General features: G+C 47.3%; 24 protein-coding genes and 1 pseudogene. 20 read left to right on the forward strand and 5 right to left on the reverse strand.

The genetic code is table 11. From position 1 onward, the window contains the following. Positions 1 to 641 (forward strand): calcium-binding protein (locus tag JI62_RS02485; protein ID WP_276206541.1); only part of this gene is annotated, 641 nt, incomplete at its 5' end. 120 nt (positions 642 to 761) lie between these two features. Here JI62_RS02485 and JI62_RS02490 read toward each other — a convergent pair. After that, positions 762 to 1,217: pseudogene (locus JI62_RS02490) on the reverse strand (hypothetical protein); the annotation flags it as partial. 425 nt (positions 1,218 to 1,642) lie between these two features. Here JI62_RS02490 and JI62_RS22560 point away from each other — a divergent pair. From JI62_RS22560 to JI62_RS02500, 3 genes are all read left to right on the forward strand, one after another. Next, a complete protein-coding gene (locus JI62_RS22560) occupies positions 1,643 to 1,798 on the forward strand; it encodes a hypothetical protein (RefSeq protein WP_170938465.1) in 156 nt (51 codons plus the stop codon). A gap of 292 nt (positions 1,799 to 2,090) precedes the next feature. Then, on the forward strand, positions 2,091 to 2,735 hold the full coding sequence (locus JI62_RS02495; protein WP_088698659.1) for an imm11 family protein: 645 nt from the start codon (positions 2,091 to 2,093) through the stop codon (positions 2,733 to 2,735). A 26-nt stretch (positions 2,736 to 2,761) separates the two neighbouring features. Next, positions 2,762 to 3,787: an AHH domain-containing protein gene (locus JI62_RS02500; protein WP_088698660.1), complete on the forward strand. Its 1,026-nt coding sequence runs from the start codon at positions 2,762 to 2,764 to the stop codon at positions 3,785 to 3,787. A gap of 127 nt (positions 3,788 to 3,914) precedes the next feature. On the opposite strand, the gene JI62_RS02505 is transcribed toward JI62_RS02500, so the two are convergent. Further along, complete coding sequence (locus tag JI62_RS02505; RefSeq protein WP_088698661.1) at positions 3,915 to 4,181, reverse strand: hypothetical protein; 267 nt, start codon at positions 4,179 to 4,181, stop codon at positions 3,915 to 3,917. An 833-nt stretch (positions 4,182 to 5,014) separates the two neighbouring features. Between JI62_RS02505 and JI62_RS02510 the strand changes: the two genes are divergently transcribed. Genes JI62_RS02510 through JI62_RS02560 form a run of 11 tightly spaced genes read left to right on the forward strand, consistent with a single transcriptional unit; the run spans position 5,015 to position 17,760 of the window. After that, on the forward strand, positions 5,015 to 5,776 hold the full coding sequence (locus tag JI62_RS02510; RefSeq protein WP_088698662.1) for a DotI/IcmL/TraM family protein: 762 nt from the start codon (positions 5,015 to 5,017) through the stop codon (positions 5,774 to 5,776). Further along, positions 5,776 to 6,951: a DotH/IcmK family type IV secretion protein gene (locus JI62_RS02515; RefSeq protein ID WP_088698663.1), complete on the forward strand. Its 1,176-nt coding sequence runs from the start codon at positions 5,776 to 5,778 to the stop codon at positions 6,949 to 6,951. The genes JI62_RS02510 and JI62_RS02515 overlap by 1 nt, the downstream gene beginning before the upstream one ends. Positions 6,952 to 6,966: 15 nt before the next feature. Further along, a complete protein-coding gene (gene traO / locus JI62_RS02520) occupies positions 6,967 to 8,274 on the forward strand; it encodes a conjugal transfer protein TraO (protein ID WP_088698664.1) in 1,308 nt (435 codons plus the stop codon). Beyond that, positions 8,271 to 9,005, forward strand: coding sequence for a hypothetical protein (locus JI62_RS02525; protein WP_088698665.1), 735 nt, complete (start codon positions 8,271 to 8,273; stop codon positions 9,003 to 9,005). Before traO ends, JI62_RS02525 begins: the two co-directional genes overlap by 4 nt. Beyond that, on the forward strand, positions 9,002 to 9,541 hold the full coding sequence (gene traQ / locus JI62_RS02530) for a conjugal transfer protein TraQ (protein ID WP_088698666.1): 540 nt from the start codon (positions 9,002 to 9,004) through the stop codon (positions 9,539 to 9,541). Before JI62_RS02525 ends, traQ begins: the two co-directional genes overlap by 4 nt. A gap of 14 nt (positions 9,542 to 9,555) precedes the next feature. Next, the gene (locus tag JI62_RS02535; RefSeq protein WP_088698667.1) at positions 9,556 to 10,014 is read left to right on the forward strand and encodes a hypothetical protein; all 459 of its coding nucleotides are present in this window, start codon (positions 9,556 to 9,558) and stop codon (positions 10,012 to 10,014) included. A 60-nt stretch (positions 10,015 to 10,074) separates the two neighbouring features. Continuing rightward, positions 10,075 to 10,665 carry a hypothetical protein gene (locus tag JI62_RS02540; protein WP_088698668.1) on the forward strand — a complete coding sequence of 197 codons (591 nt, stop codon included), beginning with the start codon at positions 10,075 to 10,077 and terminating at the stop codon, positions 10,663 to 10,665. After that, positions 10,658 to 13,723, forward strand: a complete 3,066-nt coding sequence (locus JI62_RS02545) for a conjugal transfer protein TraU (protein ID WP_088698669.1) — start codon at positions 10,658 to 10,660, stop codon at positions 13,721 to 13,723. Before JI62_RS02540 ends, JI62_RS02545 begins: the two co-directional genes overlap by 8 nt. After that, entirely contained in the window at positions 13,720 to 14,928 is a 1,209-nt protein-coding gene (traW, locus tag JI62_RS02550) for a conjugal transfer protein TraW (protein ID WP_088698670.1), read from the forward strand. The genes JI62_RS02545 and traW overlap by 4 nt, the downstream gene beginning before the upstream one ends. 7 nt (positions 14,929 to 14,935) lie before the next feature. Next, positions 14,936 to 15,490 (forward strand): hypothetical protein, encoded by a 555-nt coding sequence (locus JI62_RS02555; RefSeq protein ID WP_088698671.1) that lies wholly within the window; start codon positions 14,936 to 14,938, stop codon positions 15,488 to 15,490. Next, positions 15,487 to 17,760, forward strand: coding sequence for a DotA/TraY family protein (locus tag JI62_RS02560; protein ID WP_088698672.1), 2,274 nt, complete (start codon positions 15,487 to 15,489; stop codon positions 17,758 to 17,760). Before JI62_RS02555 ends, JI62_RS02560 begins: the two co-directional genes overlap by 4 nt. Positions 17,761 to 17,838: 78 nt before the next feature. Here the strand turns inward: JI62_RS02560 and JI62_RS02565 are convergent, their stop codons facing one another. Further along, positions 17,839 to 18,168, reverse strand: coding sequence for a hypothetical protein (locus JI62_RS02565; protein WP_088698673.1), 330 nt, complete (start codon positions 18,166 to 18,168; stop codon positions 17,839 to 17,841). A gap of 378 nt (positions 18,169 to 18,546) precedes the next feature. On the opposite strand from JI62_RS02565, the gene JI62_RS02570 reads away from it, so the two are divergent. From JI62_RS02570 to icmT, 4 genes are read left to right on the forward strand one after another with little or no spacing between them, the layout of a single operon-like run. Continuing rightward, on the forward strand, positions 18,547 to 19,020 hold the full coding sequence (locus tag JI62_RS02570; RefSeq protein WP_088698674.1) for a DotD/TraH family lipoprotein: 474 nt from the start codon (positions 18,547 to 18,549) through the stop codon (positions 19,018 to 19,020). Between the two features lie 21 nt (positions 19,021 to 19,041). Then, positions 19,042 to 20,016, forward strand: coding sequence for a type IV secretory system conjugative DNA transfer family protein (locus JI62_RS02575; protein WP_088698675.1), 975 nt, complete (start codon positions 19,042 to 19,044; stop codon positions 20,014 to 20,016). After that, on the forward strand, positions 20,016 to 21,206 hold the full coding sequence (traJ, locus tag JI62_RS02580) for a plasmid transfer ATPase TraJ (RefSeq protein ID WP_088698676.1): 1,191 nt from the start codon (positions 20,016 to 20,018) through the stop codon (positions 21,204 to 21,206). The genes JI62_RS02575 and traJ overlap by 1 nt, the downstream gene beginning before the upstream one ends. After that, positions 21,206 to 21,472 carry an IcmT/TraK family protein gene (gene icmT / locus JI62_RS02585; protein WP_088698677.1) on the forward strand — a complete coding sequence of 89 codons (267 nt, stop codon included), beginning with the start codon at positions 21,206 to 21,208 and terminating at the stop codon, positions 21,470 to 21,472. The genes traJ and icmT overlap by 1 nt, the downstream gene beginning before the upstream one ends. Positions 21,473 to 21,664: 192 nt before the next feature. Here icmT and JI62_RS02590 read toward each other — a convergent pair whose 3' ends face one another. Both JI62_RS02590 and JI62_RS02595 read right to left on the reverse strand, forming a co-directional pair. Further along, positions 21,665 to 22,267 (reverse strand): hypothetical protein, encoded by a 603-nt coding sequence (locus JI62_RS02590; protein WP_088698678.1) that lies wholly within the window; start codon positions 22,265 to 22,267, stop codon positions 21,665 to 21,667. A gap of 65 nt (positions 22,268 to 22,332) precedes the next feature. Further along, complete coding sequence (locus tag JI62_RS02595) at positions 22,333 to 22,803, reverse strand: hypothetical protein (protein ID WP_088698679.1); 471 nt, start codon at positions 22,801 to 22,803, stop codon at positions 22,333 to 22,335. Positions 22,804 to 23,097: 294 nt separating this feature from the next. Here JI62_RS02595 and JI62_RS02600 point away from each other — a divergent pair, with 294 nt between their 5' ends. Further along, positions 23,098 to 23,556, forward strand: a complete 459-nt coding sequence (locus JI62_RS02600) for a hypothetical protein (RefSeq protein WP_088698680.1) — start codon at positions 23,098 to 23,100, stop codon at positions 23,554 to 23,556. Position 23,557 lies beyond the last annotated feature (1 nt).

Consider the following 23,557-nt stretch of genomic DNA (forward strand, 5'->3'; position numbering starts at 1 on the left):
TGGAGCTGATCCGCTTCGCTGACGGCACAAAGTGGTCAGTAGGCGACGTTAAGGCCAAGGTACTGATCGGGACGGCGGAAGACGATCACCTGTTAGGCTATGCCAGTGATGACATCTTAATCGGTGGTGCGGGTAACGATAGGCTCGAAGGGGGAGACGGTGATGACGTATTGGAAGGTGGTCTCGGCAACGATAGGCTTGATGGTGACTATGGCAACGATACCCTAACCGGTGGTGGCGGCGACGATGTCCTTGAAGGGGGCAAAGGCTCGGACGTATACCACTTCGCCCGTGGCTGGGGGGCTGATCGCATTGATAATTATGTGTACAGTGATGAGGACGCCATAGACGTTATTGATTTCGCTGCTGACATCACCCCGAGCGATATCACACTGAGCCGTGATTATGATGACCTGATCCTGAGTCGTATCAACAGCGACGATCGCATTGAAGTAGACCGCTATTTCAGCAGAGTCGACTATGAGGTGGAACTGATCCGCTTCGCTGGCGGCACAAGTTGGTCAGTAAAAGACGTAAACGAGAAAGTGCTTGAGGGTGAGGCTATCAGCAGTCCCCAGCAAATTGGTGACGGCGTTAACATTGTTGGGTTGAGCGAGCCATCTACTTTTGAGTTGGCTTAGTTTTAACGGAATTGCTTTTGAATTAACGTGATGGCAGAGACATCGTCGGGCTCAGCCCGGCGATTCTCAAAAATAAAAATTAACTACTTACTCCTATGCTTTCTTATCTTTTGATTAGCTTCAATTTCCTTTCTGCTCATTAAAGGAGTACGAATGCTTTTCGTGCAAAGCTAAGCGCGCCGCACGATTGGCCTGAAACGTACGCGCCAATAGCGCTCGTAGTGCCGCCGGTTTAACGGGCTTCAGCAGCAGTTGATAGCCCGCCAGAATAGCGTCAGGGTCGCCATCCATATTGCGTAGGATCGATTTGTCTTCGCCGATACTGGTGGCGGTAAACACCTCGCAGCCCCAGCCGCTAAGCATGGCGGTCATGCCTTCCAGAATCAGCGTCTCGTTATCGATACATACAATCCGCGTACCGCTCAGCTTATGGCTGCCGCGCTGCGCATGCGGCTCAGATTCGGTGCTGGTTGACTCGTGGGCGGTGACAATCGGTACACTAACCGAGAAAGCCGCTCTTTTGCCTACCGTTGAACGTACCTTGATAGGATGATCCAGACTCGGTCGACATTTATCATCGAGGTGACAGTCATGAAGTGTGCCGTTTCCAAGGGTGCTTAACCACTTATTAGATAGCCATCGACCATTATAATGTAATAGAACAGCGCTACGCCCATCTCCTGTGTATTCGCAAAGCAGGGAGTGCCGGTATGGCCGAAAGACACAGAGCTGTTAGGTGATTGGGCATGAATAAGGTTCTAGGCCAATGTTAATTAAAAGTTGCTTTTTTCATACCGCTTGAATTAGCTTTCTATTATGAATGCTGGAGAGTGCTCTTATATGATGCTTAACGACAATGAGGGAATAGTAACTGAAATAACTACAGATCTGTCCAATCAGCTTTTGAATGCCTCGCTGAGAGCGTAACCGTCAGCGTTGATAGCTAGACGCTGACGCCTATGTTTTTAGCTGCACGCAACACCAACCAACGGAGACACACGATGAGCTACCAGACCCTTGATACCTACGTATGGGCTACCAACGCACTGACCGACGCGGATTTAATTTATGCTTTTGTGAAAGACAACGTTCTAGAAGATAAAAAAAGAGCCATCGACACTATGGGCGCATTGAGCGGGGAGAAGCACGGCCAATAGACAGTTTCACCACCGGGCAAATTGGATAGGCGTTCGCCAGATGCTCTTCAAGGCGATGCCCCGGGAGCTCCACCCCCACCGCAACAAAATGCTGTTGTACGTCGGCGGCTGAGATGCCGATGAGTTTTTCTTAATTATTTTTCAGATAGCCTTAAGCAAGGCCGGAATTTAGGTCATTATGAGGCCAATAAAGACGTTACTGACTATCAAGCGGGCTACTACAGCGTAAAGATAGGTGCTGACGGGTGCATTTTGGCCTAACGAATGAACCACCAATCAACGGAGAAACACGATGAGCTACCACACCCTTGATTCCTGCATATGGGCCACCAACGCGCTAACTGATCCGGCGCTAATTTATGCTTTTGTGAAAGACAATGTCTTGGAAGATAAAGAAAGAGCCATCGATACCATGAAGCGTATTGAGCGAGGAGAAGCGCTTCCAACAGACAGTTTTCCTAAAGAAGCCTATGTGAAATCAGAATATCACCATTACAAGAAATTGCCGGACATTTTCAGTGCCGGTGGTTTGTGGGTGGTTTCTGGCCGTTTTGCCGAAGTACTGCGCCGTTTTGAGCTGGGCCAAACGGGCTTGCATCCGGTCAAACTGTTTCATCATGACCGTAAGACGCCGTTCGAAGGCGAGTATTTCACCCTGGCCTTTGGTGAGACCAAAGATACTTTTGTGCCGGAGGAGTCACCTAAAGCAAGGAAAGCGCCTTTTACCAATGGAGATATTTGGGAGCCAAGGCATGCGGATAATGAAGACAGCTTAGCGTTGAGTAGTGAAGCACTTAAAGGCGTTGATTTGTGGATAGAAAAAAGAATTGTAGATGCATTTTTCCTAAGTGACCCGCTGCTACGCGCACTGAAAGACGAGAAACTATCCAAAGTACTTGATCCTTATCGCTGTCGTGTCGTTTCCAGCCAGCACTGATTCAAGTTTATAAAGGAGGAGGTGGCATGGTCAGGGATGTAAAGCATCGTTTTCAGATTCATCATATTGTGCCCAATCAGCTTTTTGAAAATGACGCACTGTCGGAGCAACTAGAAAATCTTTTCGGCAAGGGTTATCTAAATCTCCGCGATAGTGAAGCGAATAAAATCGCCCTGTATCGCGACATGGGGCAGGCTGAAACGATCAAGCAATCGCTGCTAAGTGGCGACAACTTCTATCGAGATATCGGCATTGGCGGCAGTCATCACGAGGGTGGTCATCTAGGGTATAACCTATTCTTGTTGCAAAATTTAAGAAGTATCTTGAATGCTCCAGAAAATATTCTAAACACTGAGCAGAAAAAGATTGCTTTTTTCGACCTGGCGCGATTTGCAAGCCAGGTCTCCGAAGGCACGGCCACCTATGATGGCAAACCTTTGTCTTTAGCCGGGGGCAAAGCTAATACCGAAACCCTTAAAGATGCCTGGGCCGCGCGGCAGCTAGACTATACCGCCTCCGATGTGCTGACCCAGGACGGCCTGGGTGACTTTATCAACCACTTCCAGAGCCCTGACCGCTCAATCACCGATGCAACCACGAATGGCATGCGCAACACAGAGCAGCGGTTGATGGTTACTAAGAAACAGACCACCGCATTTTACCAGATAGGGGCTATCAGTGAAGAACACTATCAGGAACGTATCAAGGAACTGAATGATGTTGGGGAGAGTATGAAACACTTAAGCCCTCGCGAGGTTAAGGGAGGGACAATTTCGAAAATCTTTTATAGTAACAGTGTCGATAAGGAAACTGCTGACAGTCAATTGACCTCCTTGCTCAAGGAGGCTAATCGTGGTGAGTCTAGCCAGCCATCGACGCATACATTGCCCTCAACGCAAGGACAGTCTCCGACACCGGTGTCAAGCATCACCGGACAAGCGGCCCAAGGACAATTGGGTAAGCGTTCGCCAGGTGCTCTTCAAGGCGATGCCCCGGAGGCACCACCAGTGCAACAAAACGCTGTTGCACGTCGCCGGCCGAGATGCCGGTGAGTTTCTCAATCATTTTGCGGTAGCTTAAGCGCGCCTGAGTTTAGTTCAGGACTTGAAGGCGACTTTTGAGCATAAAAAAAGCCCTGCTCTAGGCAGAGCAGGGCCGTGTTTAATTGGATAGCTTCTACTACATGCGTGGCCGACTCCGCTGAGCCTCACTAGGCGGAGTTGCAACTTCATAAGCGGCTTTATTTACAGCATCCCTTAATGCTGGATGCATCTCATTGCTACGCAATTTATCGATAATCGTTTTAGCACCTGTGGTGTCGGGCGTTGATTGGTCGAGTTTTTGCTGAGCAATTTTAGCTTCGTCTTGCTGAATTATGCCATTAGATTGATTGCCTACAATGCTAAGTAGCTGTCGTGTTTGCTGATATTTATCTGCATTTTCCATATATGTCATTTCCTAGATTGATATAACGAATGAGCGTTAATTAACCTCTCTCCTACCGATGTCACCCCAGATTGATTAACGCTACACGCTAGAGGCCGATCCTATACCCACCGACACGCTATCGTTCCGCCAAGCCATTTAACATCGATGTTTTCCACTATGTCGCCTTTTGTCAATCTGACATGGCATCTATCCCAAACGTTCCGGGCGACTTGTTGCTGATCCTCTGGCTGGCGGAACGGGCTATTCGATCATTCTTGAGTAGGAATTAGTCAGCCTCTAATTAGTCCCTCAGGTCAGCTCACTAAGCGACATAGCCCCATTTAAACAGACTACTTCTGAGCGAACGCTTTGAAGGCGGTCGTGGGCAGAATTGATGATGTATCGCGCATTATAACCCCCTCCCTTTTTAGCAAGCTAAGCCAGTTATTGGAGTCGTCAGGCTCGCCTATCTTTCGTCTCTACAATTTCATTGTAAATCATCGACTGCAGCTCCTCAAAAGGCTCCTGGTTTCATTGGAAAAATGTATCGATATTCTGTCCTTGATAGGCGGTAGCTTTTCTAATTTTAATTAGTCAAAATCATGCAAACCTGTAGCTTACGTGTTCGGCATTTTTTCTATCAGAAGTTCTTTTTGTAAGAGATCTCTTACACGGTGTAAGAAATAAGCCATTGCTTTGTAGGAGATATCTTACAGCTTGTAAGATATTTGCTCTGATTTAGGCTCAGATGGTGACCTGTTTGATTTTTGTGATGTATAGTTAATACTAAAGACAAATAGTGCTAGAATCGGCCTCAATTCCAGTAAAGTATATATTTGGCGAGGAATGCTGTGTTTACTAAAAGCCGCAGGGATCAGGATGATAGTCATGAGGAGCATTCAGCTAGAGCGACTGCAATTCCCGAATCCCCGAACCAGAACAGGAAATCTAAACCGGAAAATGATGAGCAAGACAAATCGCTCAGCGTTTTTGGTGGCGTTCTCCTTAATGAGCAATCGAGACAGTTCGTATCACGAGTCGCTTCTGGTGTGACAAAGGTATCGTTCATCATGGGTCTATGTTTGGCTGGCTCTATAGGGCTAAATGGCTACCTTGGGTACAAGGTAGCCAACGTCGAACCAAGATATTTTGCCGCAACTGGTAATGGTCGAATCATACCTTTAATCCCTCTTGATCAGCCGGTTATGTCCGTTGCGGATGTCATTGACTTCGCCCAGAAAGCTACTCGCCGTTCAATGACTCTCGATTTTGTGAATTATCGGGAGCAGCTTGAAGACTCTCGCCATTACTTTACTGATTCTGGTTTTCAGTCGTTTATCAATAGCCTCTCAAATTCCGGCATTCTAGATTCAATCAGGAACGGCCGTTATAACATGAACGCCACGACTGAAACCGGCGTGCTTGTTCAACAGGGGGTAGTGGATGGCCGTCGCGTGTATGTCGTGAATTTCCCTCTCACCGTTAAGTTGGCTGGGCAAACATCTGAGAGGCCCGACCAAAAATTCCTGGCAACTGTAAGGGTTCAGCGAATCTCAACAGCCATTGATGCCCAAGGCATCGCAATTACTCAAGTTGTCACGGAGCCAAGATAATGACGATGCTCAAAACCCTTACTCGCCAAGTATCAGCTTTAATGCTTGGCTCAGTTGTATTAGCTAGTGGGGCTTATGCACAGGAGCAATCCGGTGAACCAACTACTGCCGAAGAAGCAGCGCAAAAGGGGTGGGTTCCTGCAGCGGCTAGGGCGAATAACCAAGAGCAACTATATACTGCCCCTCAGGGGCAGCCTCAGCCGCAAGGACAAATGCCCCAGCAACCTTCAGCTGCTCAAGGTGTGCCTACAGGGGGGTTCCCAGACGCCCCGGGAGCACAGCAAGCCCGTCAATCCATTAATCAACCACAGACATCTTCAGGATACGGCCAACAGCAGTATCGACAGATCCAGAATCCTTATGCGGTAACTGACCTGGCACCGTTGCCGCCGCCTTCTCAATTGGAAGATGCCAGAAATATGGTAAGCCCCCTGGCTCCTGATCAAATTACTGACCTTCGTGACTATTACGAAGATACACGCCGTGCGGCTATTGCTCGGCCTGTTAATGGTGTAGGGCAGATACGCTCGACTTCCGTAGAGCTCGCCCCTGGTTCTGCCGTGCCAGAACTACGCAGCATGCCTAATGAGTTATCAACGCTGGTCTTTGTTGACAGTACAGGGGCTCCTTGGCCACTCGCAGCGTCACCTCGCGTTTCACGGAATGATTTATTCGATGTGAATTGGTTAGAAGGGACGAATATGATCTCTGTTAGCCCTTTAACTTCATATAACGAAGGCAGTATAACAGTCGTACTTCAAGGAATGCCGATACCCGTTTCTGTAAAGCTATCGACCATCAATCCAAGATCAAATTCTAGCGAACATTATTACGACTCTCGCCATGACCTACGAATACCTGGTCGAGGGCCCAATGCTCAGTCCCCGACTACCGGCAGTGACCAAATTGCTCTTTACGATCAAGTTATGCAGGACTTCCTTGACGGCCTGCCGCCGAGTGGATCTCAGTCAGTTGATTTAGCCCCTTCAGACCTGGACGCAAACGCATGGATGTTTGATGACAGTTTGTATCTCAGGACTTCTTTGCCAATCCGTACTTCTTTCGAACGCACTTTATCGTCTGCTGACGGCACTCATGTTTACAAGCTGCCAATCACTCCTTTTGTGGCGCTTTCGTCAGAAGGGCGCACGGTCACACTGAAACTGGATATCTAAAAGGGGGGATAAGGAATGGCTCAAGATAATCAAGCAAAGCGAAATCTCACTATTGGCGCTCTAGCCGTTATAGCAGTCCTGGTACTTATCTACCTTGCTTGGACATGGATTGCCGCTGGGACTTCACCCAACCAGCCGGATTCCTCTGTCAGTCGAGTAGGGGGCCCCGGAAGTAGCTCGCGCGAAACGGCAGAATCTGAGTATTACGCATCTCTATTAGCTGACTATAACAAGAATAATGCTGAATCAGCACGTAGTTCTAACGACTCTTATCTGTCCGTACTGAGTGCTCAGCAAGAAGAGGCGGAGCAACAAACTGCCCAAGAACCAACACAACCGCCTGAGCAAGCAAATCAGCCGCAACCGGCACCAACGTATGCTTATCAGCCTCCTCCGCCACAGGAACAGAATCGTCAGGTCAGTGAAGAACTGATAAACAATGTTCAGGGCATGATGGCGTCATGGACACCGAAACCGTCTGGTATGGCCAACACAATTGGAACTGAGTGGCAACAGCCGAACTCGGGTCAGGCTTCGCATATGCGAAACTCAAACGGAGAAATAACAGAACAAACGGCTTCGAACGAGCAATCCGCTCAGCAAGCGCTCAGCCATAAAATTCTGCCAGATTACGCAGTCATTCCTGCGATATTGGATACCCACATCGACACTGATGAGAACTCACTTGTTACAGCTGAAGTTCCCGCTGGCCCCTACGCAGGAATGCGCTTTTATGCGTCAGGCTACCAGCGCTTGGAAAACACCGTCGACTTTACGTTTACCGCTATGCGTTGGAGAGGCAAAACATACACTGTGAATGCAAAACCACTCGACGTTGAGACGCGCAGAACAGCGCTCAGTGGCGATGTAAACAGAAGATATTTTGAGAGGATCGTAATCCCTGCTTTAGCGCGTGGTGTAGCCCGAGCTGGCGAGCTCTATGAAGATGCGTCACAGACTACGGTGATTACCGGGCTCGGAACTACAGTGAAGACCAATGACGGTGACGTTGACGATAGAGAAGTAGCCGGGGCCTTTGTTGGTGGGCTTGCTGGCCAAACTGCAAATGTTCTAGAGCAGGATGCCTCAAGAATCCCCATCAAGCAGGTTTTAGTGGCCGGTGGTACAACAATTGGTATTCAGATCATCGGTTCTGTTACTGCCGCTGATGAGTTAGGAGCTGGTGGACAGCGCGTTGATCTAGATCAAATAAGCCAGCCCTCTCAGCAGCCTGAGCGTCCACAAACCTATCAGCCAATGGGTAATCAACAAAGAACGACACGTTCCAATATCTTTGTTCCTGGACAAGGAGAGCTTCAATGAAACCCGAGAACAAAGTCTTTTTAGGCGGCGCACTCGCCGTACTGTTGTTAGCTTTCGGGTATGTTTTATACATCAATATCGGTGGTGGCGGAAACACAGCTCCCTCAGAAGTGGCCTTTTCTAACACATCAGGGGCACAAAACGAGGTGCAGGGTGGGGCGGCTAATGATTCTCAAAATCAGTCAAGTCGTGAAACAGAGGTGCCTGAAACAACCTATGCAGCCCCTGAAGCTGACAGTCAAATGGAGGCGCCTCGAGTTGTTGATTATCCTACTCCAGTACCTGCAGCTGAGCGTGATGGAGGGGAAGTTGCCCAAGCACTACGAAACCTAAGAGTTCAAACAGAAGCTTTTCAACAAGGACTGATCGCTCAAGGACAAGCTTTGCGCTCACTTGAGCAGCAAGTAGATGAGCTAGTGCAAAATCGACAGCAGTATCAAACCGAACTGAGTGAAATGCAGCGCTCAAATAACGCACTGCGAAGCGAACTCAGTGGCAAAGCTCTATATGCACAATCAAATTCTGCAGACGAAGGTCGTACACAAAATCGAAATACCACTAGCCATGGGTTTCGGCTGACCAAACTCCTAGAAGATGAGGCATGGATTCACACGCCTCAGGGCCGCACCTACATCGTAGGTGAAGGTGATTGGTTTGGGAATGAGTACGTCATCTCCATCAATAACAGAGAGAGGACGGTCGTCACGACAGCGGGAGAGCTAGCGTTATGAATGGCGATTTGATGTCGATGGTAGTCAGTGCGGCAGAGAATCTTCAAACTGCATTCTGGCTTATGTTGTGGTCGATTGCAGGGTTAATTGGTTTTATCTATGGCGGTAAAACCATCTTGGAATGGGTTAAAGACACGCAGAGGCCTGGGCCACCTCAAATTAGCAATGGGGCGAAAATATCCGTTTTTTTTATCGGTGTTTTTTTAGCCAACCTACCTTTCCTGATTAATACGACATCTGAATCACTCGGTCTAACTGCGAGGGGGTATAGTCCAATCTCATATGCAAGTACCGAGCGTTACGGATTGCTAGCCCAGGGTATAGATGCCGTTCTCACCCTGGCTACGATGTTCGGTGGTTGGTTCGCTCTAAAAGGGCTTCTACTACTTAGAAGCGCATCAGAGCAGTCTGGTCGCGGGCAATATGCTGGCGATTCGGTTTCTAAAGGACTTGGGCATATTGTCGCGGGGGCGTGCCTAGTCCAAATTCCAAGCGTACTTGACGCAGCAGCAGAAACAGTAAACCTAGCATGGTGATCATAGGAGCAATCATGAAAAACGTCTCTAAAACTATCAAAACAGCAACTGCAAAAATCCAGACCTCACTATCAATCAAACTGGAGAGCTATATCAATAATAGCAATCCAGCGAGCCGATCAGCCTTTTTTACAGGGGCGGCCCTGGTGACCGGTGCACAGTCTGCTTTTGCTCAGACAGGGGGGTTTGCTGGCACTGCAAGTACAGTGGCAGAGCAAGGTAAGGGCATTGCTGACTCAGCCGGGACTATTTTCGCTGCCATCGGTTTCATTATCGCAGGGTGGGGCGGGTTGAACATGTATAAACGGAGCCGTGAAACCCGGGATGATGGTGCGCCACAAACGCCTATCACCAAAATTGTTGGGCCGATGGTGGCAGGGGCAGTTCTCGCTGCGACAGGCGCCTTTATGATCACCGGTGGCGAAACTCTCGGCGTTCAAGAAACTGATTACGGGACTGTACCTAATAAATAAAACCTGTAACTAGGGTCAAGGGCAACTTCAAGCCCTTGACCCGCTAACATGAGGCTAGTCATGGAAAACCTTCACTTCGGCATTGATAAAAACAGCGAACTGCAAAAAAGCATTGACGCTAATACACAGTGTACGCACTGCCGGAGCCCAGCGAAATTCTCTGTCGCGCCGGACAATTTGGAAACGGGTGTTTCAATCAATGTTTGTGCGGTATGCGTTCATTATTATCGGCTGAATGAACTAGGCGAGGATGACAAAGTTATCTTCACTGCTGAGCTTCAAGCAAAGTGGATTTCACATCTGCAAAAGGCCATTCAGTTTGCAAAGCAAAGCGGAAGCAAAGAAAAGGTAGAAGAAGCTGAGCAGCTGGAAAAATGGCTTTTTGCACATGCGGAATTTGTCGCTGCATCCCAATGGGCCACTGACAACCCAGTGGCCATTGATGCGGCTGTTGAAAGGTCTCTTCCCAACACAAGAAAGCTAGTTTTCAGTGAGCTTGCATTAGCCTTGTCACAAGAAAAGTTAACGTCTTCGGGTGGTTCGAGCAACCCTAGCATGCCACCGATTAATTCATGGAAAGATCATTTGGAACAGTTCAATAATTTGAGTCTTACAGCGCAAGCAAAAGGGCAGGGGAGTGGCAATGCTTAATTGGTCTGTGGATGCACTTGAATCAGTTCTTGCTACCGTATCAAGGTTCGTCAGCGGAAAGCAGCCCGTGGACTATTGCGAACTCACTACAAATTTGGGTGTTTCGCAACAAGAGCTTGATGTTGATCCTGATGCCGTTTCAACAACACTGGTATGTAAAGATTGCACTCTTATGACGGTTTTTGACCTTCAGGGAGCATACCAGATTATGGGCAAAGAGCATTTTTTAACTCTTTGCCAGGAGATCCGGACTAAGGCAATAGGCTATTTTGGAACTGGCCACCAATTTAGTGTCGTGTTCGAGCACGATCCTAAAGGGGCAGAACAGCAGTTAATGGAGTTAGCAGCGCCTTCAATAAATACGGCAAAACGTATGGGGCTCCAATCCGTAGACATGCTAATTGACCGGGTCAAACGTAATATTCCATATGTTGCCCATGAACCGGCTTACCTCGTCGTTTATACAAGCCCAGCGATATTGTCTAAAGACCAGCTGAAAAACGATGTAAGCGAGTTACAGCAGAAGCGAGCTGAAAGCAAGCTGCCATCCATCATGTATGGACAATCTCCCGTCAATGCTCTGGAATCACTAAAAATCTCACACGATACGTTCTGTCAAACTGTGCTGAGTGATTTTTCTCAAGCGGGAGAGAATGAAAACGGAATACTATTACGTCCTCTACCATCGCACCGGTTGGTAAAAGAACTCAAGACAATGGTGCAGAGAAAGAGCACTCATAGCGACTGGAGACCAACTTTGTTTGGTGATCGCTTCGTGCCCACTGGCAGTGAGAGCAAAGATGATTACTCTAACCTCACAGCACCTATGATTGGTTACCAAATTTTTTCGCAAGATATAGTCAACCCTAAGGGCATGGGTGAAATCGTAGAATCAGATGGGGTCTTTCATGGGACTCTTTCAATGACACAGTTCCCCAGAGATCCCCAAATATTTGAATCCCTTTATAACTCAATGGATCATTCGATCCCTTGGCGTGTGAGGTATGACCTAACACCGAATGGACTCAATGCGAAAAGGCTTGAGCGCATGGTGGCATCATTCACCGCCATGACCGACCACAACCGAGCGGTACGCGATTCGTTTGACTATATGTCGAAGTTGGAGAGAGAGGGAGACGACATTGCTTGTGGTTTCGCGATTACGTTTTCAACCTGGGCTGAAGACTACACAGAAGTTAAGCGGAATTTGTCACGCCTAGAAAAAGCAATTCAAGGGTGGGGCGGTTGCAGTGTCACAGGAACCCATGGAGATCCTTTTGCTGCATGGGCAGCAACTATGCCAGGCATGACACGCTCAAACCCGGCAGCCACCGCAGTGCCACCTATGCATGATGCCCTTAGCATGATGCCTCTCCGAAGGCCTGCATCGGTTTGGGAGCATGGACAGATGATCCTCCGTACTCCTGAAGGTAAGGCGTATCCTGTTGAACTATGCAGCCCCATGCAAGATTTATGGATTGAGTTGATGGTAGCTCCCCCAGGGTCGGGTAAATCGGTATTGCTGAATACATTAAACTCAGCCTTGATCCATTCACCTGGAGCGATACGCCTTCCTTTGATTACCTGGATTGATAAAGGGCGGAGTGCTCAGGGGCAAGTCGCATTTTTACGGGACTCTTTACCTGAAGGCCAGAAGCATGAAGTAGTCGAGATCACACTTCGAAATAGCCGTGAGTACGGTGTCAATCAATTCGACCTGCACCTTGGTTGCAGATACCCAACGGCTCACGATAAGGACTATCTTCGCTCATTCTTGTCAATGCTCTGCTATGACGCCAGCACAATGTCAGCGCCAGCAGGTGTGAGCGATTTAATGTCTGAACTTATCGATACTGTGTACGATAAATGCGCTCGTACTACCCCCCATAACTATGAAGTAGGCGTTGAAAATAGAGTTGATGATGTTCTTCACCAACTTGAAATCTATCAAGAGCATGATGATGACTGGTGGCGTGAGACGCCGTGGTATGAAGTGATGGATATTCTTTTCAACCATGGCCACACATACGAGGCCACGCTAGCACAGCGTCAAGCGGTGCCTGTACTTACCGACTTTAATGCTGCGCTTAATACCCCGAGTATTAAGCAGCTTTATGGTGGCGCTAAAACGGCAACGGGTGAATCCCTTATCCACTACGTTGAACGTTGCCTTTCAGCGGCTTCACACAAATATGCGTGCTTTGCCGGGCGCACAGTCTTTGATATCTCATCTGAATCACGCATCGTTGTCATTGAGATGGGACAAGTATTGATGGGAAAAACCAAAGAGGGTCGAGTTCAAAACGCTCTGTTCTACATGTTTGCGCGAAATATGGGCGCAAAAAACTACTTCATTAACGCTGAATCTCTTCTCCCCGTAGTGCCAGATTTATACCAGGAGTATCACAAAACTAGGCTCCGCGATGTGGCGGAGGAAATGAAGACGCTGTGTTGGGATGAATTTCACAACACTGGCGGTATTGATGTCGTCGTTGACATGATTATTACGGACGCTCGAGAAGGTCGAAAATCAGGTGTACGCATTCCTATTGCAACACAATACCTTGTCGACGTACCAACCCCTCTGATTGATGCCGCAACGTCCATCTATGTCATGCGAGGCAAATCGGAGAGCGATGCGCAAATTCTCAAGGAACGCCTACGTATCTCAGATGATGCTCAAAAAAGGCTAGATAGGGAGTGTAATGGCCCGGGCCCGCACGGGGGGAATATGCTTGCCATCTTTAAAACGAAGATTGGTCAAATTACACAAATTTTGACCAACACTCTCGGGCCTATAGAACTCTGGTGCTACAACACAAACCAGTGGGACATGGCATTACGTGCAGAACTTTATCAACGTGTAGAACAAACAATTGCCCGAAAAATTCTGGCAAAAGCTTTCCCGAAAGGAAGTGCTACACAACGAATAAGAGCGATGAAGCGAAGGATGGGGGACGACAGTGAAGGCGAACTCAACAGTTCGATTACTCAAAAGCTGGCGTCAGAGCTCCTTGTAGAACACGAAGATACCATTGAAGAGGAGCAAGCGGCATGAAATTCAAAATACATATTAAACCATTAGCTGCAGCACTGTTGCTCGTCAGTGCCCCTGTGTATGCCGCATGGCCAGTTTCAGTTGTCGCTAGTGCACCAATGACTCAGTTCATCACAATGCACTGGATTCCATTCGTCACAAATCTAGAAATAACACTCCAGCAGTTAGGCGCAGCCATCAACTCAAGTGCCCAGCAGATATCATCGGCGGTTCAGTCAGCTTCAGAGGCAGAGAGAAATCTAGCTGTAAAGCAAGCCTACAATGAGCGCCTTTATCAAGCTAGAAACGCTGTTCAAGTACCAAGTTCTATCTGTGTAGAGTCTGCATCAGGGGGAGCATCGCCAGCATCGGCAGGGGCTACGCGAAACAGAACGTCCATAGAAGGGGGCGGTGGGGGCGCCTCATTGAGCACTCTTAACGAGGCAAGCAATCTCTTGGTAAACGGTCCCGCAGAACCTAGTGATATTGCTGCGTTGCAGACGGCAAATTCGACTAGTGAGTTTTGCTCTCCTTCGGACGCAGCAAGGTATGGCGGAACTAACGTATGTCCTGCTGCAAATACTGAGATGCCAGCAGCGGACAAACGCGTTGCATCAGTGTTAATAGGTGCAGGCCCTTACGGAAAAACCGAAGACGCTACCTTCACACAAGAACAAGCAGATGTTGCGCGTCTTTACGTTAGAAACGCTACTCGCAGAAATGTCGCGCCACAGTTAGAGAAGGGAGAAGCCGACACGGCCGCTGGACAAGCCTATATAGGTACCAGTACTCAATACCAATCAATGATATCCGCTGCAGAGCAGCCAGCTATTGAAGCCATCGCTAACAGAATGCCTGTGCCAAGCACAGAGCAGTTTATCAATGACGCTTTGGAAACTCCTTCTGCACAATCGTATTGGAATGCAACCGCGTCGGATGAAGCAAAGGACACAGATACCGTGTCTTACCGCGAGCTGGAAAAGTTCGAGGTTGGAAGACGTTATGGAAACGTTGCCTACGGCCAGGATCTGCAAGGCATGTCTGGCGATAACCTTATTAGAGAACTGATTCGGGTGGAATCGCTAAACGCACACCTTACTCTCGGTCTCAAGCAGCAGCTAGAACAGGCAAACATAATCTCGGGACAGCAGTTAGCTTCAATAGCTAGAACCGAGTATGAACCGATTCTCCAGTCACAGCTGCAAGCAATTTACGGCTCTCAGTGAGGTGATAATGGCTACTGAAGAGAATGGGCCTGGTAAGAGTAGGGGGCTTTTAAGACGTGCAGGCCGCACCATCACCCTGCCTGTTAGAAGCGTGGCAAGCTCTTTCTCAATGGCAGGCAAAAGCTTTAAGCGCTCGGCTGAGTCAATAAGTGTTGTTAAAGACTACAGTTCACGAGGCATATCGAACATAAAATCAGCGGGTAAGAAGGGTGCTAATAATGCGTTTGAAACAGTTTTCGAAGGTGAGGAGGGAGAGCAGCTGCTTAGTATTAACCTTCGGAAATTTCTCCTTAGGAAGCGCGCAGCCATTGCCATGATGCTAATTTTTACTATTTATGGAATGGCATCTGTCATTTACTTTAAGCAATTTTATGGTCTGCTCACCTTTGTGGGGGGCATTCTTTTTGGTGCGACACTGTGCTTTGAGTCCCAGTTCAGGCTATGGCAGCTAAGAAATAGAAGACTGAGCATTGAAGAGAAGGGCAGCGTGACAGACTTCTTATATGAGTCTCCTCTACTTGATATGCTCAAGCCAGAGCTTTTTGGGAGTACAAAAAAGTGATAAGACAACTTCTAGCCTCTAGAGCCGGTAAGGTAATTGGCTTTTTCATTGCTATGCTTTTTAGCATTCTTATTATTATACAAAATGCCGATGCTCAAGTTTCGGGGCCTATCCAGGCCGATGAAATTCGACAAGCTGCGGAACGCCCCAATGATAGATCTCGCGATGCTCTTGAAGTGGTTTTTGGCGGAATAGTTAACGATCCTTTAGCGGTATCCGGTGGGTCATCTGGGGGCAGCGGCCAACAGACGCTGGTAAGCAATGTTTTTAAAATACTGAATGGCCTGGGACTAATTGTTGGTATCTTTCTGATCGGTTACGTTATTTTCAGAAAAATATTTCAAGCAGGAAATGATGGTGAAGTCTTTAAGCGAGGGGGTGAAAATTCTTTTGCTATCCTGAAAGTAGTTTGGGGATTTATAGGGCTTGTTCCAACGGCCTCGGGTTGGTCGATGGCGCAGTTGGTCGTTTTGTGGTCAGCTTCCTTAATCGGAGTGGGTACCGCGAACCTGGCTACTGATGCCACATTGTCTGCGTTTTATGAAGGCCAAACGATGTCTCTGGAACCAGCAATGCCAGAAACAACGGCGCTAGCCGAATCCCTGTTTAATGCTAATCTTTGCTCTATTGGTATCAACAGGGGGATTCAAGAGGCGCAAGCAGCCGGTGCCAATTTAGGCCCAGAATCTATCATAACCAGTCATACGATCCCCGATACAGGATTTATACTCGCAGATGCCTCTCGCTCTAAGATATGTGGTGGAGCAACGTATCCAAAGGAGCGGCAGATTACAAATTCGTATCTGGGTGTGACGATTAACCCTAACGGGTATCGACAAGCCCAAATTGAAGCACTTCAGCAAATGCAGTCTTACTTGCAACCCCGAGTCGAAGAGTATGCCAATGCTGTTTTTTCCAAAAAGACAGATAGTAGTGTTTCTATACCGAGTGCAACATTGATTATTGAAACGGCAGCAAGAACCTATGATCAACATCTAGGGTCAATGTCAAGCTTGGCTGATAATAAGTCAAATGAAATTAGAGAAGAAGTGGTAAAATCAATAGAGGATAAAGGTTGGTGGGAACTAGGCGCTTGGTATAATTCCATAGCTCAAGCCAACTCAGTAGTGACTGATAATATGCTGAGCCGTGCAAGCTCAGTTGGGCAGACGATTAACATGCAAGGTGCTGTTGCTAGTTATTATAGTCAATTATTGTCAGCGACTCAGGTTAATCGTCAGCAAGTCAATCAAGTTAGCTCTGCTGGAGCCGGCACAGGATCTAGTGTAGGAACTTATAATAGTGGTAGTGCGAATCAGCAGGTCAGTGAGGATACCAATCAGCTTATCAGTAAAGTCTTTGGGTTTTTCAGCGGGCAAAAATGGGCAAATGTACTCATTGACTTATCCGCAAGTGATAACGGGGTAGTTAATCCAATAATCGCGATGAAGGGTTTAGGCGATTGGATTCTTGTTGGGGGGCAGACTTCTTTTATTTCTTATGTTGCGTTAAAAGGTGCTGCAGGTTCTGCAATGGAAGCGAATGACTCTTTATGGGGAATGGTAGGGGGATTCTTTACAGGAGGTATATCAGCTGCAATTGTAGGCGCTTTTGCGGAGGTAATCAGCGCAATTAGCCCATTCGTCATAGCGTTGATATTCTCTCTATTCGGCATGGGGCTAACCCTTTCTATATATATCCCCTTTATACCTTTTATTATCTGGTTTGCCGCAGTGATTAACTGGGTCATTTTCATCGCCATCGGCGTCGTTGCGGCTCCGCTTTGGGCATTTTCTCACTTGACGGGAGAAGAAGGAGCCGGGGCGGGGAAAACTCAACATGGCTACCTTTTTATGTTAAATGCCATGCTTAGGCCTGTATTGATGGTGGCAGCGTTTTTTATAGCAGGCGGTATCGTTGTGATGGGCGGGACGCTTTTGAATCAATTGTTTACACCCGCTATACAAAGCGTCCAGTCTGAATCGATAACAGGGCTTTTATCTATTATCGCTATTGTCGGTATATATATATCTATGTGCCTAACCCTAATCCATACCAGCTTTAATCTCATCTTTCTGATTCCAGATAAGGTTATGGAGTGGATTGGTGGATCTGCAATGTCTACAGGGCAAGGATCTGAACAGGAGCAGCGCAATTTAACCAATGCGGTAGGAGGTCACTTTAGCAAGCCATCAGGAGGGGCGCCAGGAGGGGCACCAGCAGGGTCGTCATCCGAAGGCGGTGGGAAAAACTCTATTCAACGGAAATAAGCATTGAAAGCCGGGGCGTTGAGTCCCGGCGTTTAGGAATTTAGAGAAGAAAAATTGAAAAGTTAAAATATTTTCTTTTTATTCGGTGTAAGAGCGTTCTTTCTCCCATTCTTTGTTCTCTATATATCGCTCTTCACACAGTTTTAAAAAACGCAATTCTTTTGAGCCTAAATAAAAGGCTACAAAACTCATAGGGATAAGGAAGAAACCAACAATGAGTATAAGTGATAAAATGCCCATAATTAGGCCGGATATTGCAGTTCCATAATATTTAGCACGAATAGCATATCTCATTTTTTGAGTGAAAACTCGGACTTCATCTTCATTCCTAGGGCTTAACTGGGGGTTACGCATAATAATTTTGTAGCGTATATAATGTTCTTCGATTGATATCGATTTTTTTGCCATGACTCCCTCCTTGAGTTTTGATAGTAGCGGTAATGGAATTCTGCCATAAATTTTAATGGGTGCCAAATATATGAGAGGCAAGGTAAAGTACCTTCAACAGCGCTAAGGAAAGATGTGTAGAGTGGGTTATGCTCTTTTATTTGTTCTTGTATAATATGTATATTGCAAAAAATGACTTGTATGGTATGAGCAAAACAGCCGCTGAGGTGTAGGTTCTTAACGTCAACAGCGATGGAGTATGTACCTACTATTATGAGAAAAAGTGCTTAATAAACAAGTGGTAAGGAAATTAATTAAATGCTAGAGCGTCGTGATGTAATTTGTGATGAAAGCAAAAACACTCAATCAGCTAAACCTAAAATGTAAGGAGCCAAGGGAATGAAATATTCTACTAAATTCACCATGGGTTGCGTTGCAATTATAACGCTTTCGGGCTGTGCTGCCCAACAGCCACAGTTTGAAGCGGTAGAGGCAGATGCCATCGTTCAAGAGAACCTTGAAACAGCAGCGGATAAAATTCAGCTTTCTCAAGCTGAACTCTATCAGGCAGGCATGCTTTCCCAGCAAGGGCTATCACGACCAGTGCGTGTGACGGCCGACCTGCAACCAGTTTCGATAGATTGGTCAGGTGATGCCAAGCAACTGCTCAACACGCTAGCCTCTAACCGAGGCTTAGATTTTTACATGACAGGTGTTGAACAGCCATTACCTGTCGTTATTAAAGTCGATAACAAACCTTACGATCAAGTAGTGCAAATGATTCAAGCGCAGGTCGGGTATCGCGCACAGATTACCCAAGATTCGAGTTCGTTGGCACTTAAGTATCAACGTCCAGACACCCAGCTTCGATAATTGCTCTTGAGGTTATCTGTTATGAAAAAGAACACATTAGTAGCAGGGGTTATTGCAGGTAATATGTTGTTCTGTGCTTCCGCTGCGCACGCGCAAATCACCCAGGACAGCCAGGACAATCTAAACCAGGACAATCTAAGCCAAGAGACATCCACGATTAATCTGGACGATCTCTATAATCCGAGGGGGATGCAGCAAGGTAACGGTGATATACCAGATGTGCGGCAGCAGCTAATACGGGATACTGCTCATACAGTTGGGTATAGGGCTGGCTTAGCCGCACGTGCTGAATCGCTTCGGAACTCGGTAGAAGACCGAGGTGGGGTACTTGATCAAATGTTTGATTTTGCTCCTTTGGTAAGTAACCAGGGTGTCTTACCTCCGGTAATTGTAGAAGCACAAGATTTGGCTAGTTACTCTGATGATCAGATCCGAGTAGCAGAGCAGGTATACCGAATTAAAGTGCCTGAACGGTTTGTCTCAAACCCTATCAGTTGGCGTGAGTATCTTTATGCAGGTCTACCATCATCCAGTGATATTCGCCTGCCTCGTGAAGAAGCTTTGCCGAAGGATGATGAAATGGAGATTTGGCGTGAAGCTGTGAAAGAGGGTTGGGAACAAGGTTTTCATCAAGCAGATGAAATTATGAGGGCCAATTTCAACCGGCTTACACGCGATTTTACGGGCATGTTGCGTTATAGCGTCCTAGTTCAGCAGCGCATGATTACGTTACCGGTTGTTGCAGAGTCACAACGAACTGTTTCTGGTGATGGCGAAGAGCTGACTATTGGCGAGAGAAATCGTCGCCTCCTAGAACGCAGTGAGTTTGTTGTGGATCCCGATGTATGGCGGCCTTCTTCCACCAGCAGCGTCGACTCTCGAACCGAGCCTGTGCAGTATGAAAACCGCTACCAAGGTATCGATGTTGATGAAACACGGTTTGAACAGTATCCCCAACCTGGGCAGCATGAAAAAATAGAAAGCCGGGGGCAGTAATGGAACTAGAGCCTTATAGCTTTGGTGGGAATTTTTCTGCTCACACTTTCAAGGATTTTCTTGTGTGGGCTGTAGAACAGGGGGCAAGTGACATTCTTGTTCAGGGCGGCGATCATATATGGCTTGAAATACATGGGCGTCAATATCGCGCAACGACCCATACTATTCAGCAAGGTCATCTGCCCGCCCTTATTCATGGTCTCTGGCAAGCTGATGTAGAAGCCAAAATACGAGCTGGAGAGGGCGCTGACCGTGCCCTTGAACTGACGGAACGTGACGGGATAGAGATTCGTCGTGGGAGAGCTTTACGCTTCCGCTGCAACTTCACACAGGCACGTGTTGCAGGTATGGAGACCGCATTCGCTATAACAATGCGTACCATCCCCGATAAGCTACCAAAAATCGAAGACCAATATCTGGATCCTGATTTATTTGGGTCACTCTATCCAGGCATGGGTCTTGGCCTAATTTGTGGCCCTACAGGCTCTGGAAAGTCCACTTTATTGGCAGCCATGTATCGCCACTCTGGGGAAGCTTACCCGAATCGTAAAGTAATTACCTACGAAGACCCCATTGAGTTTGTGCTGGGCGGGCGGCACTGGAAAGGGCCTCAACCAGCACAATCGGAAATAGGCCGTGATATTCCTAATTTTGCTGCTGGTCTTCGCAATGCTATGCGTCGAAAGCCTAGCATTGTTGGGATCGGGGAGGCGCGTGACCTTGAAACTGTTGATGCTATGATTGAAGCATCTCTTACTGGTCACCTTTGTTTAGCAACACTACACACTGAATCGGTCGCAGAAACTATAAACCGAATCATCCAAGTATACCCTCCTGATTCACAGAGTAATGTGGCCTCACGCTTAATAGGGGCGTTGCGATACATATGCATTCAGCGCTTGTTGAAAACAACCGACGGTAAGCGCACAGCGATCCGTGAATATCTGGTATTTGATCGAGCGCTGAGGGCGCAGTTAAGTGAAACGCCTCATACGCAATGGGCCGCTATGATTAGAAAATTGCTAGAAGAGGCTAATGCGACCCTAGATGACCATGCCTGGAAATTATTCGAGAAAGGAAAAATTGATAAGGAAGAATTTATTGAGCTAGCAGGTTTTCGTGAGTTCAAAACACGCTTAGCTAAAATGCAAATAGATGATAAAAGGCTACCTACTAAGGAGGAGGTGTAATGGCTTCAAAATGGAGAAATACCGCTGGAACCCTGAAGTTTATGCAAATTCCAGTAGCCGCTTATCTTCCGGTTCTTATATTGCTCTACTTCCCGTCCAAAGCGATGCTGGCATTTACCGCAATGGTGATTGTGTTTTTTGGTATCCTCAACGCTAAGGGGCTAACCCTAAAGGTTCTGGTTGCTAAAGCGATGCACCGAGTACGTGGCCGAACAGGCCATGCTCGGCCATGGTGGTACAGGCGTCGGATGCAAAACGATGAATGATTCTGGCAAGTGGGAATCCTTTAAAGGTTCATCTTGATTAATCAGCTTGAAAACACACCTTTTGCGTGCGTAAGCCATTGTCCACTCGACGTCGCACTGTTGCTGGGCAATTTCTCCCTTTTTTCTAAGGGGGCTCATATGCTAAAAATGGCTCTTGGGGAGCCATTTTTGCATCTGGTTTTTTTGCGCAGATCAGTTCATATCATGCTCGGTGACCCAGCCATTGTTCGTTTTGACGAGGACAATACTTTTTCTCTCCGGGTTATCATTACGGCTGAGAAATCCCGCAGTTATCAATCCATCATCGGAAAGGGCAAAGGTGTCAACTAGCTGAGATGATTTTGACCATTCAGGGCGATCAGCTACTTCAATGGTGTAATTCACCCGGGAAATCGTGTATGCGCCGTTGGATGACGGCTCTGTGAAATTTGTCACTTCTGCAACTTTGATAGTGCCGAAACAAAATCCTTCGTCTGGATTAAACGCAGACTGCCCAACTTCTGTAATGCCGTAATGGTTTGGGCCAACCTGTTCAATCAGGCCCGCATCAGCGAGAGCAGCAATTCTATCTTCCAGGCTTACATCACTTATGTTGATATAATTACGGGGAATTTGGTATGGGAAACTGTCGAGCTCTCCTCCCACACAGGTTGCAGGAGTGTCCTGGGCTGCATAGTAGTCAGCAATGACTGACTCGAAGTTGGATACACTAGCATCATCTTTACTTGAGCAGCCAACAATCAAAAATGAAGATAATATGGTGATGGTGCTTACTTTGATCAGAACATCTTTCATCATTGCTTCCTTAAAAATAAGATAATCCTTTTGCTACTTTTGGCCTGGAAAGAGGCCGTTCTTATTTACTGCCAGATACCTTCATAAAAGTTTGATAAACTACCTTGAGATGTTCCAATGCTCACTCCGCCAGCGTCTCCACCTACGGTACCAATGACCGGAAGATCGACTTCGGTGGGAACTTGGTTATAGATATCGTCGATGCTGTCATTGACCTGATCAATCTGATCGTTGACGGTTTGCTGCGCTATTTTGCAGATTTCTTGTTTGATTTGATCGAAGATATCGCCGGCGCTTGGAAATGCGGGCCAGCCAATTTGTCCGGAAATTGAGCCTAGGCATTGCCCCCATTCGGTGTTGGCATTTTCTTCAGCTTGCTCAATTGCTTCAATTTCTTGTTTCTTTCGCTCGTAAGCGCTGTCTGCGCCTGCCTCCGCGGCCTGGCCGGCAATGCACGTAGCTGCGAGAGTAGTCGTTGAGACAGAAGCTAGTAGAAGCGTCAAGGCCACAGACGCTGATGTGGAAATGTTGCGCATGATCTGTCCGTCTGTTGTAAGCGAGAAGGTACGGCTCCTACAGGATGCCGAGTCCAGAGTGCGCGACACTACCTGATGCTTTTTTGCCTTGAGCTGGTTGCATCGCGTCTTTCAAAAGCTATTACGTTCTTTTAGCATAGTATCAATGATACTAAAAGGTGAGGTAAGGGTCTATCCCCCTATAACGTGCTTAACGCCTACCCACCGTGAATACGCGACGGGCGACAGAATTTACAGTCCCGAGTACACTAGACAAAAATGCAGACCCGATGTTGATGTTTAAGGAGTGAATGAATGCCGCCCATCACTGGCGAAGACCTGGAGCGCTGGAGGCTTGCCCACGAATTAAGCAAGCATGCTGCCGCGAAGGCATTTGGTGTTCAGATCATTCGGTGGCAAGAACTGACCGAAGATCCTACAGCCATCGTGAATGACAAAACCCTAAAACGGCTCTATACACTATATGAGGAACACCCCGAGACAGTGCCTGTTGAGCCTGAAGGGGACTTCTTAGGCTTTTATGAAAGCCTAGGTTTTGACAAAACCTCGACTAAGGATATGAGTATATTTGGAGAGCTAATAGGCCGTTCGGCGAACAATGTTTATAGGATTATTAATTATAATGGGAATCCTTCTCAAGTAATAAACAAATATATAAATGGTGTAATGCAGTTACCTCGAAAAAAAAGACTATCCGTGATGAAGGATATCTCTAGATCAATCGGTATGAGTGATTTAGAGGGTGGAGAATGAA

It is taken from the genome of Halomonas campaniensis (assembly GCF_002211105.1).
In the GTDB taxonomy this organism is placed as follows: domain Bacteria; phylum Pseudomonadota; class Gammaproteobacteria; order Pseudomonadales; family Halomonadaceae; genus Vreelandella; species Vreelandella campaniensis_A.

What these genes read in the sequence shown, in the direction of transcription:
- JI62_RS22560 (WP_170938465.1), top strand. Translation starts at nt 1,643, where the DNA reads ATGAGCTACCAGACCCTTGATACCTACGTATGGGCTACCAACGCACTG.
- JI62_RS02495 (WP_088698659.1), top strand. Translation starts at nt 2,091, where the DNA reads ATGAGCTACCACACCCTTGATTCCTGCATATGGGCCACCAACGCGCTA.
- JI62_RS02500 (WP_088698660.1), top strand. Translation starts at nt 2,762, where the DNA reads ATGGTCAGGGATGTAAAGCATCGTTTTCAGATTCATCATATTGTGCCC.
- JI62_RS02505 (WP_088698661.1), bottom strand. Translation starts at nt 4,181, where the DNA reads ATGGAAAATGCAGATAAATATCAGCAAACACGACAGCTACTTAGCATT.
- JI62_RS02515 (WP_088698663.1), top strand. Translation starts at nt 5,776, where the DNA reads ATGACGATGCTCAAAACCCTTACTCGCCAAGTATCAGCTTTAATGCTT.
- traO (WP_088698664.1), top strand. Translation starts at nt 6,967, where the DNA reads ATGGCTCAAGATAATCAAGCAAAGCGAAATCTCACTATTGGCGCTCTA.
- JI62_RS02525 (WP_088698665.1), top strand. Translation starts at nt 8,271, where the DNA reads ATGAAACCCGAGAACAAAGTCTTTTTAGGCGGCGCACTCGCCGTACTG.
- traQ (WP_088698666.1), top strand. Translation starts at nt 9,002, where the DNA reads ATGAATGGCGATTTGATGTCGATGGTAGTCAGTGCGGCAGAGAATCTT.
- JI62_RS02535 (WP_088698667.1), top strand. Translation starts at nt 9,556, where the DNA reads ATGAAAAACGTCTCTAAAACTATCAAAACAGCAACTGCAAAAATCCAG.
- JI62_RS02540 (WP_088698668.1), top strand. Translation starts at nt 10,075, where the DNA reads ATGGAAAACCTTCACTTCGGCATTGATAAAAACAGCGAACTGCAAAAA.
- JI62_RS02545 (WP_088698669.1), top strand. Translation starts at nt 10,658, where the DNA reads ATGCTTAATTGGTCTGTGGATGCACTTGAATCAGTTCTTGCTACCGTA.
- traW (WP_088698670.1), top strand. Translation starts at nt 13,720, where the DNA reads ATGAAATTCAAAATACATATTAAACCATTAGCTGCAGCACTGTTGCTC.
- JI62_RS02555 (WP_088698671.1), top strand. Translation starts at nt 14,936, where the DNA reads ATGGCTACTGAAGAGAATGGGCCTGGTAAGAGTAGGGGGCTTTTAAGA.
- JI62_RS02565 (WP_088698673.1), bottom strand. Translation starts at nt 18,168, where the DNA reads ATGGCAAAAAAATCGATATCAATCGAAGAACATTATATACGCTACAAA.
- JI62_RS02570 (WP_088698674.1), top strand. Translation starts at nt 18,547, where the DNA reads ATGAAATATTCTACTAAATTCACCATGGGTTGCGTTGCAATTATAACG.
- JI62_RS02575 (WP_088698675.1), top strand. Translation starts at nt 19,042, where the DNA reads ATGAAAAAGAACACATTAGTAGCAGGGGTTATTGCAGGTAATATGTTG.
- traJ (WP_088698676.1), top strand. Translation starts at nt 20,016, where the DNA reads ATGGAACTAGAGCCTTATAGCTTTGGTGGGAATTTTTCTGCTCACACT.
- icmT (WP_088698677.1), top strand. Translation starts at nt 21,206, where the DNA reads ATGGCTTCAAAATGGAGAAATACCGCTGGAACCCTGAAGTTTATGCAA.
- JI62_RS02590 (WP_088698678.1), bottom strand. Translation starts at nt 22,267, where the DNA reads ATGAAAGATGTTCTGATCAAAGTAAGCACCATCACCATATTATCTTCA.
- JI62_RS02595 (WP_088698679.1), bottom strand. Translation starts at nt 22,803, where the DNA reads ATGCGCAACATTTCCACATCAGCGTCTGTGGCCTTGACGCTTCTACTA.
- JI62_RS02600 (WP_088698680.1), top strand. Translation starts at nt 23,098, where the DNA reads ATGCCGCCCATCACTGGCGAAGACCTGGAGCGCTGGAGGCTTGCCCAC.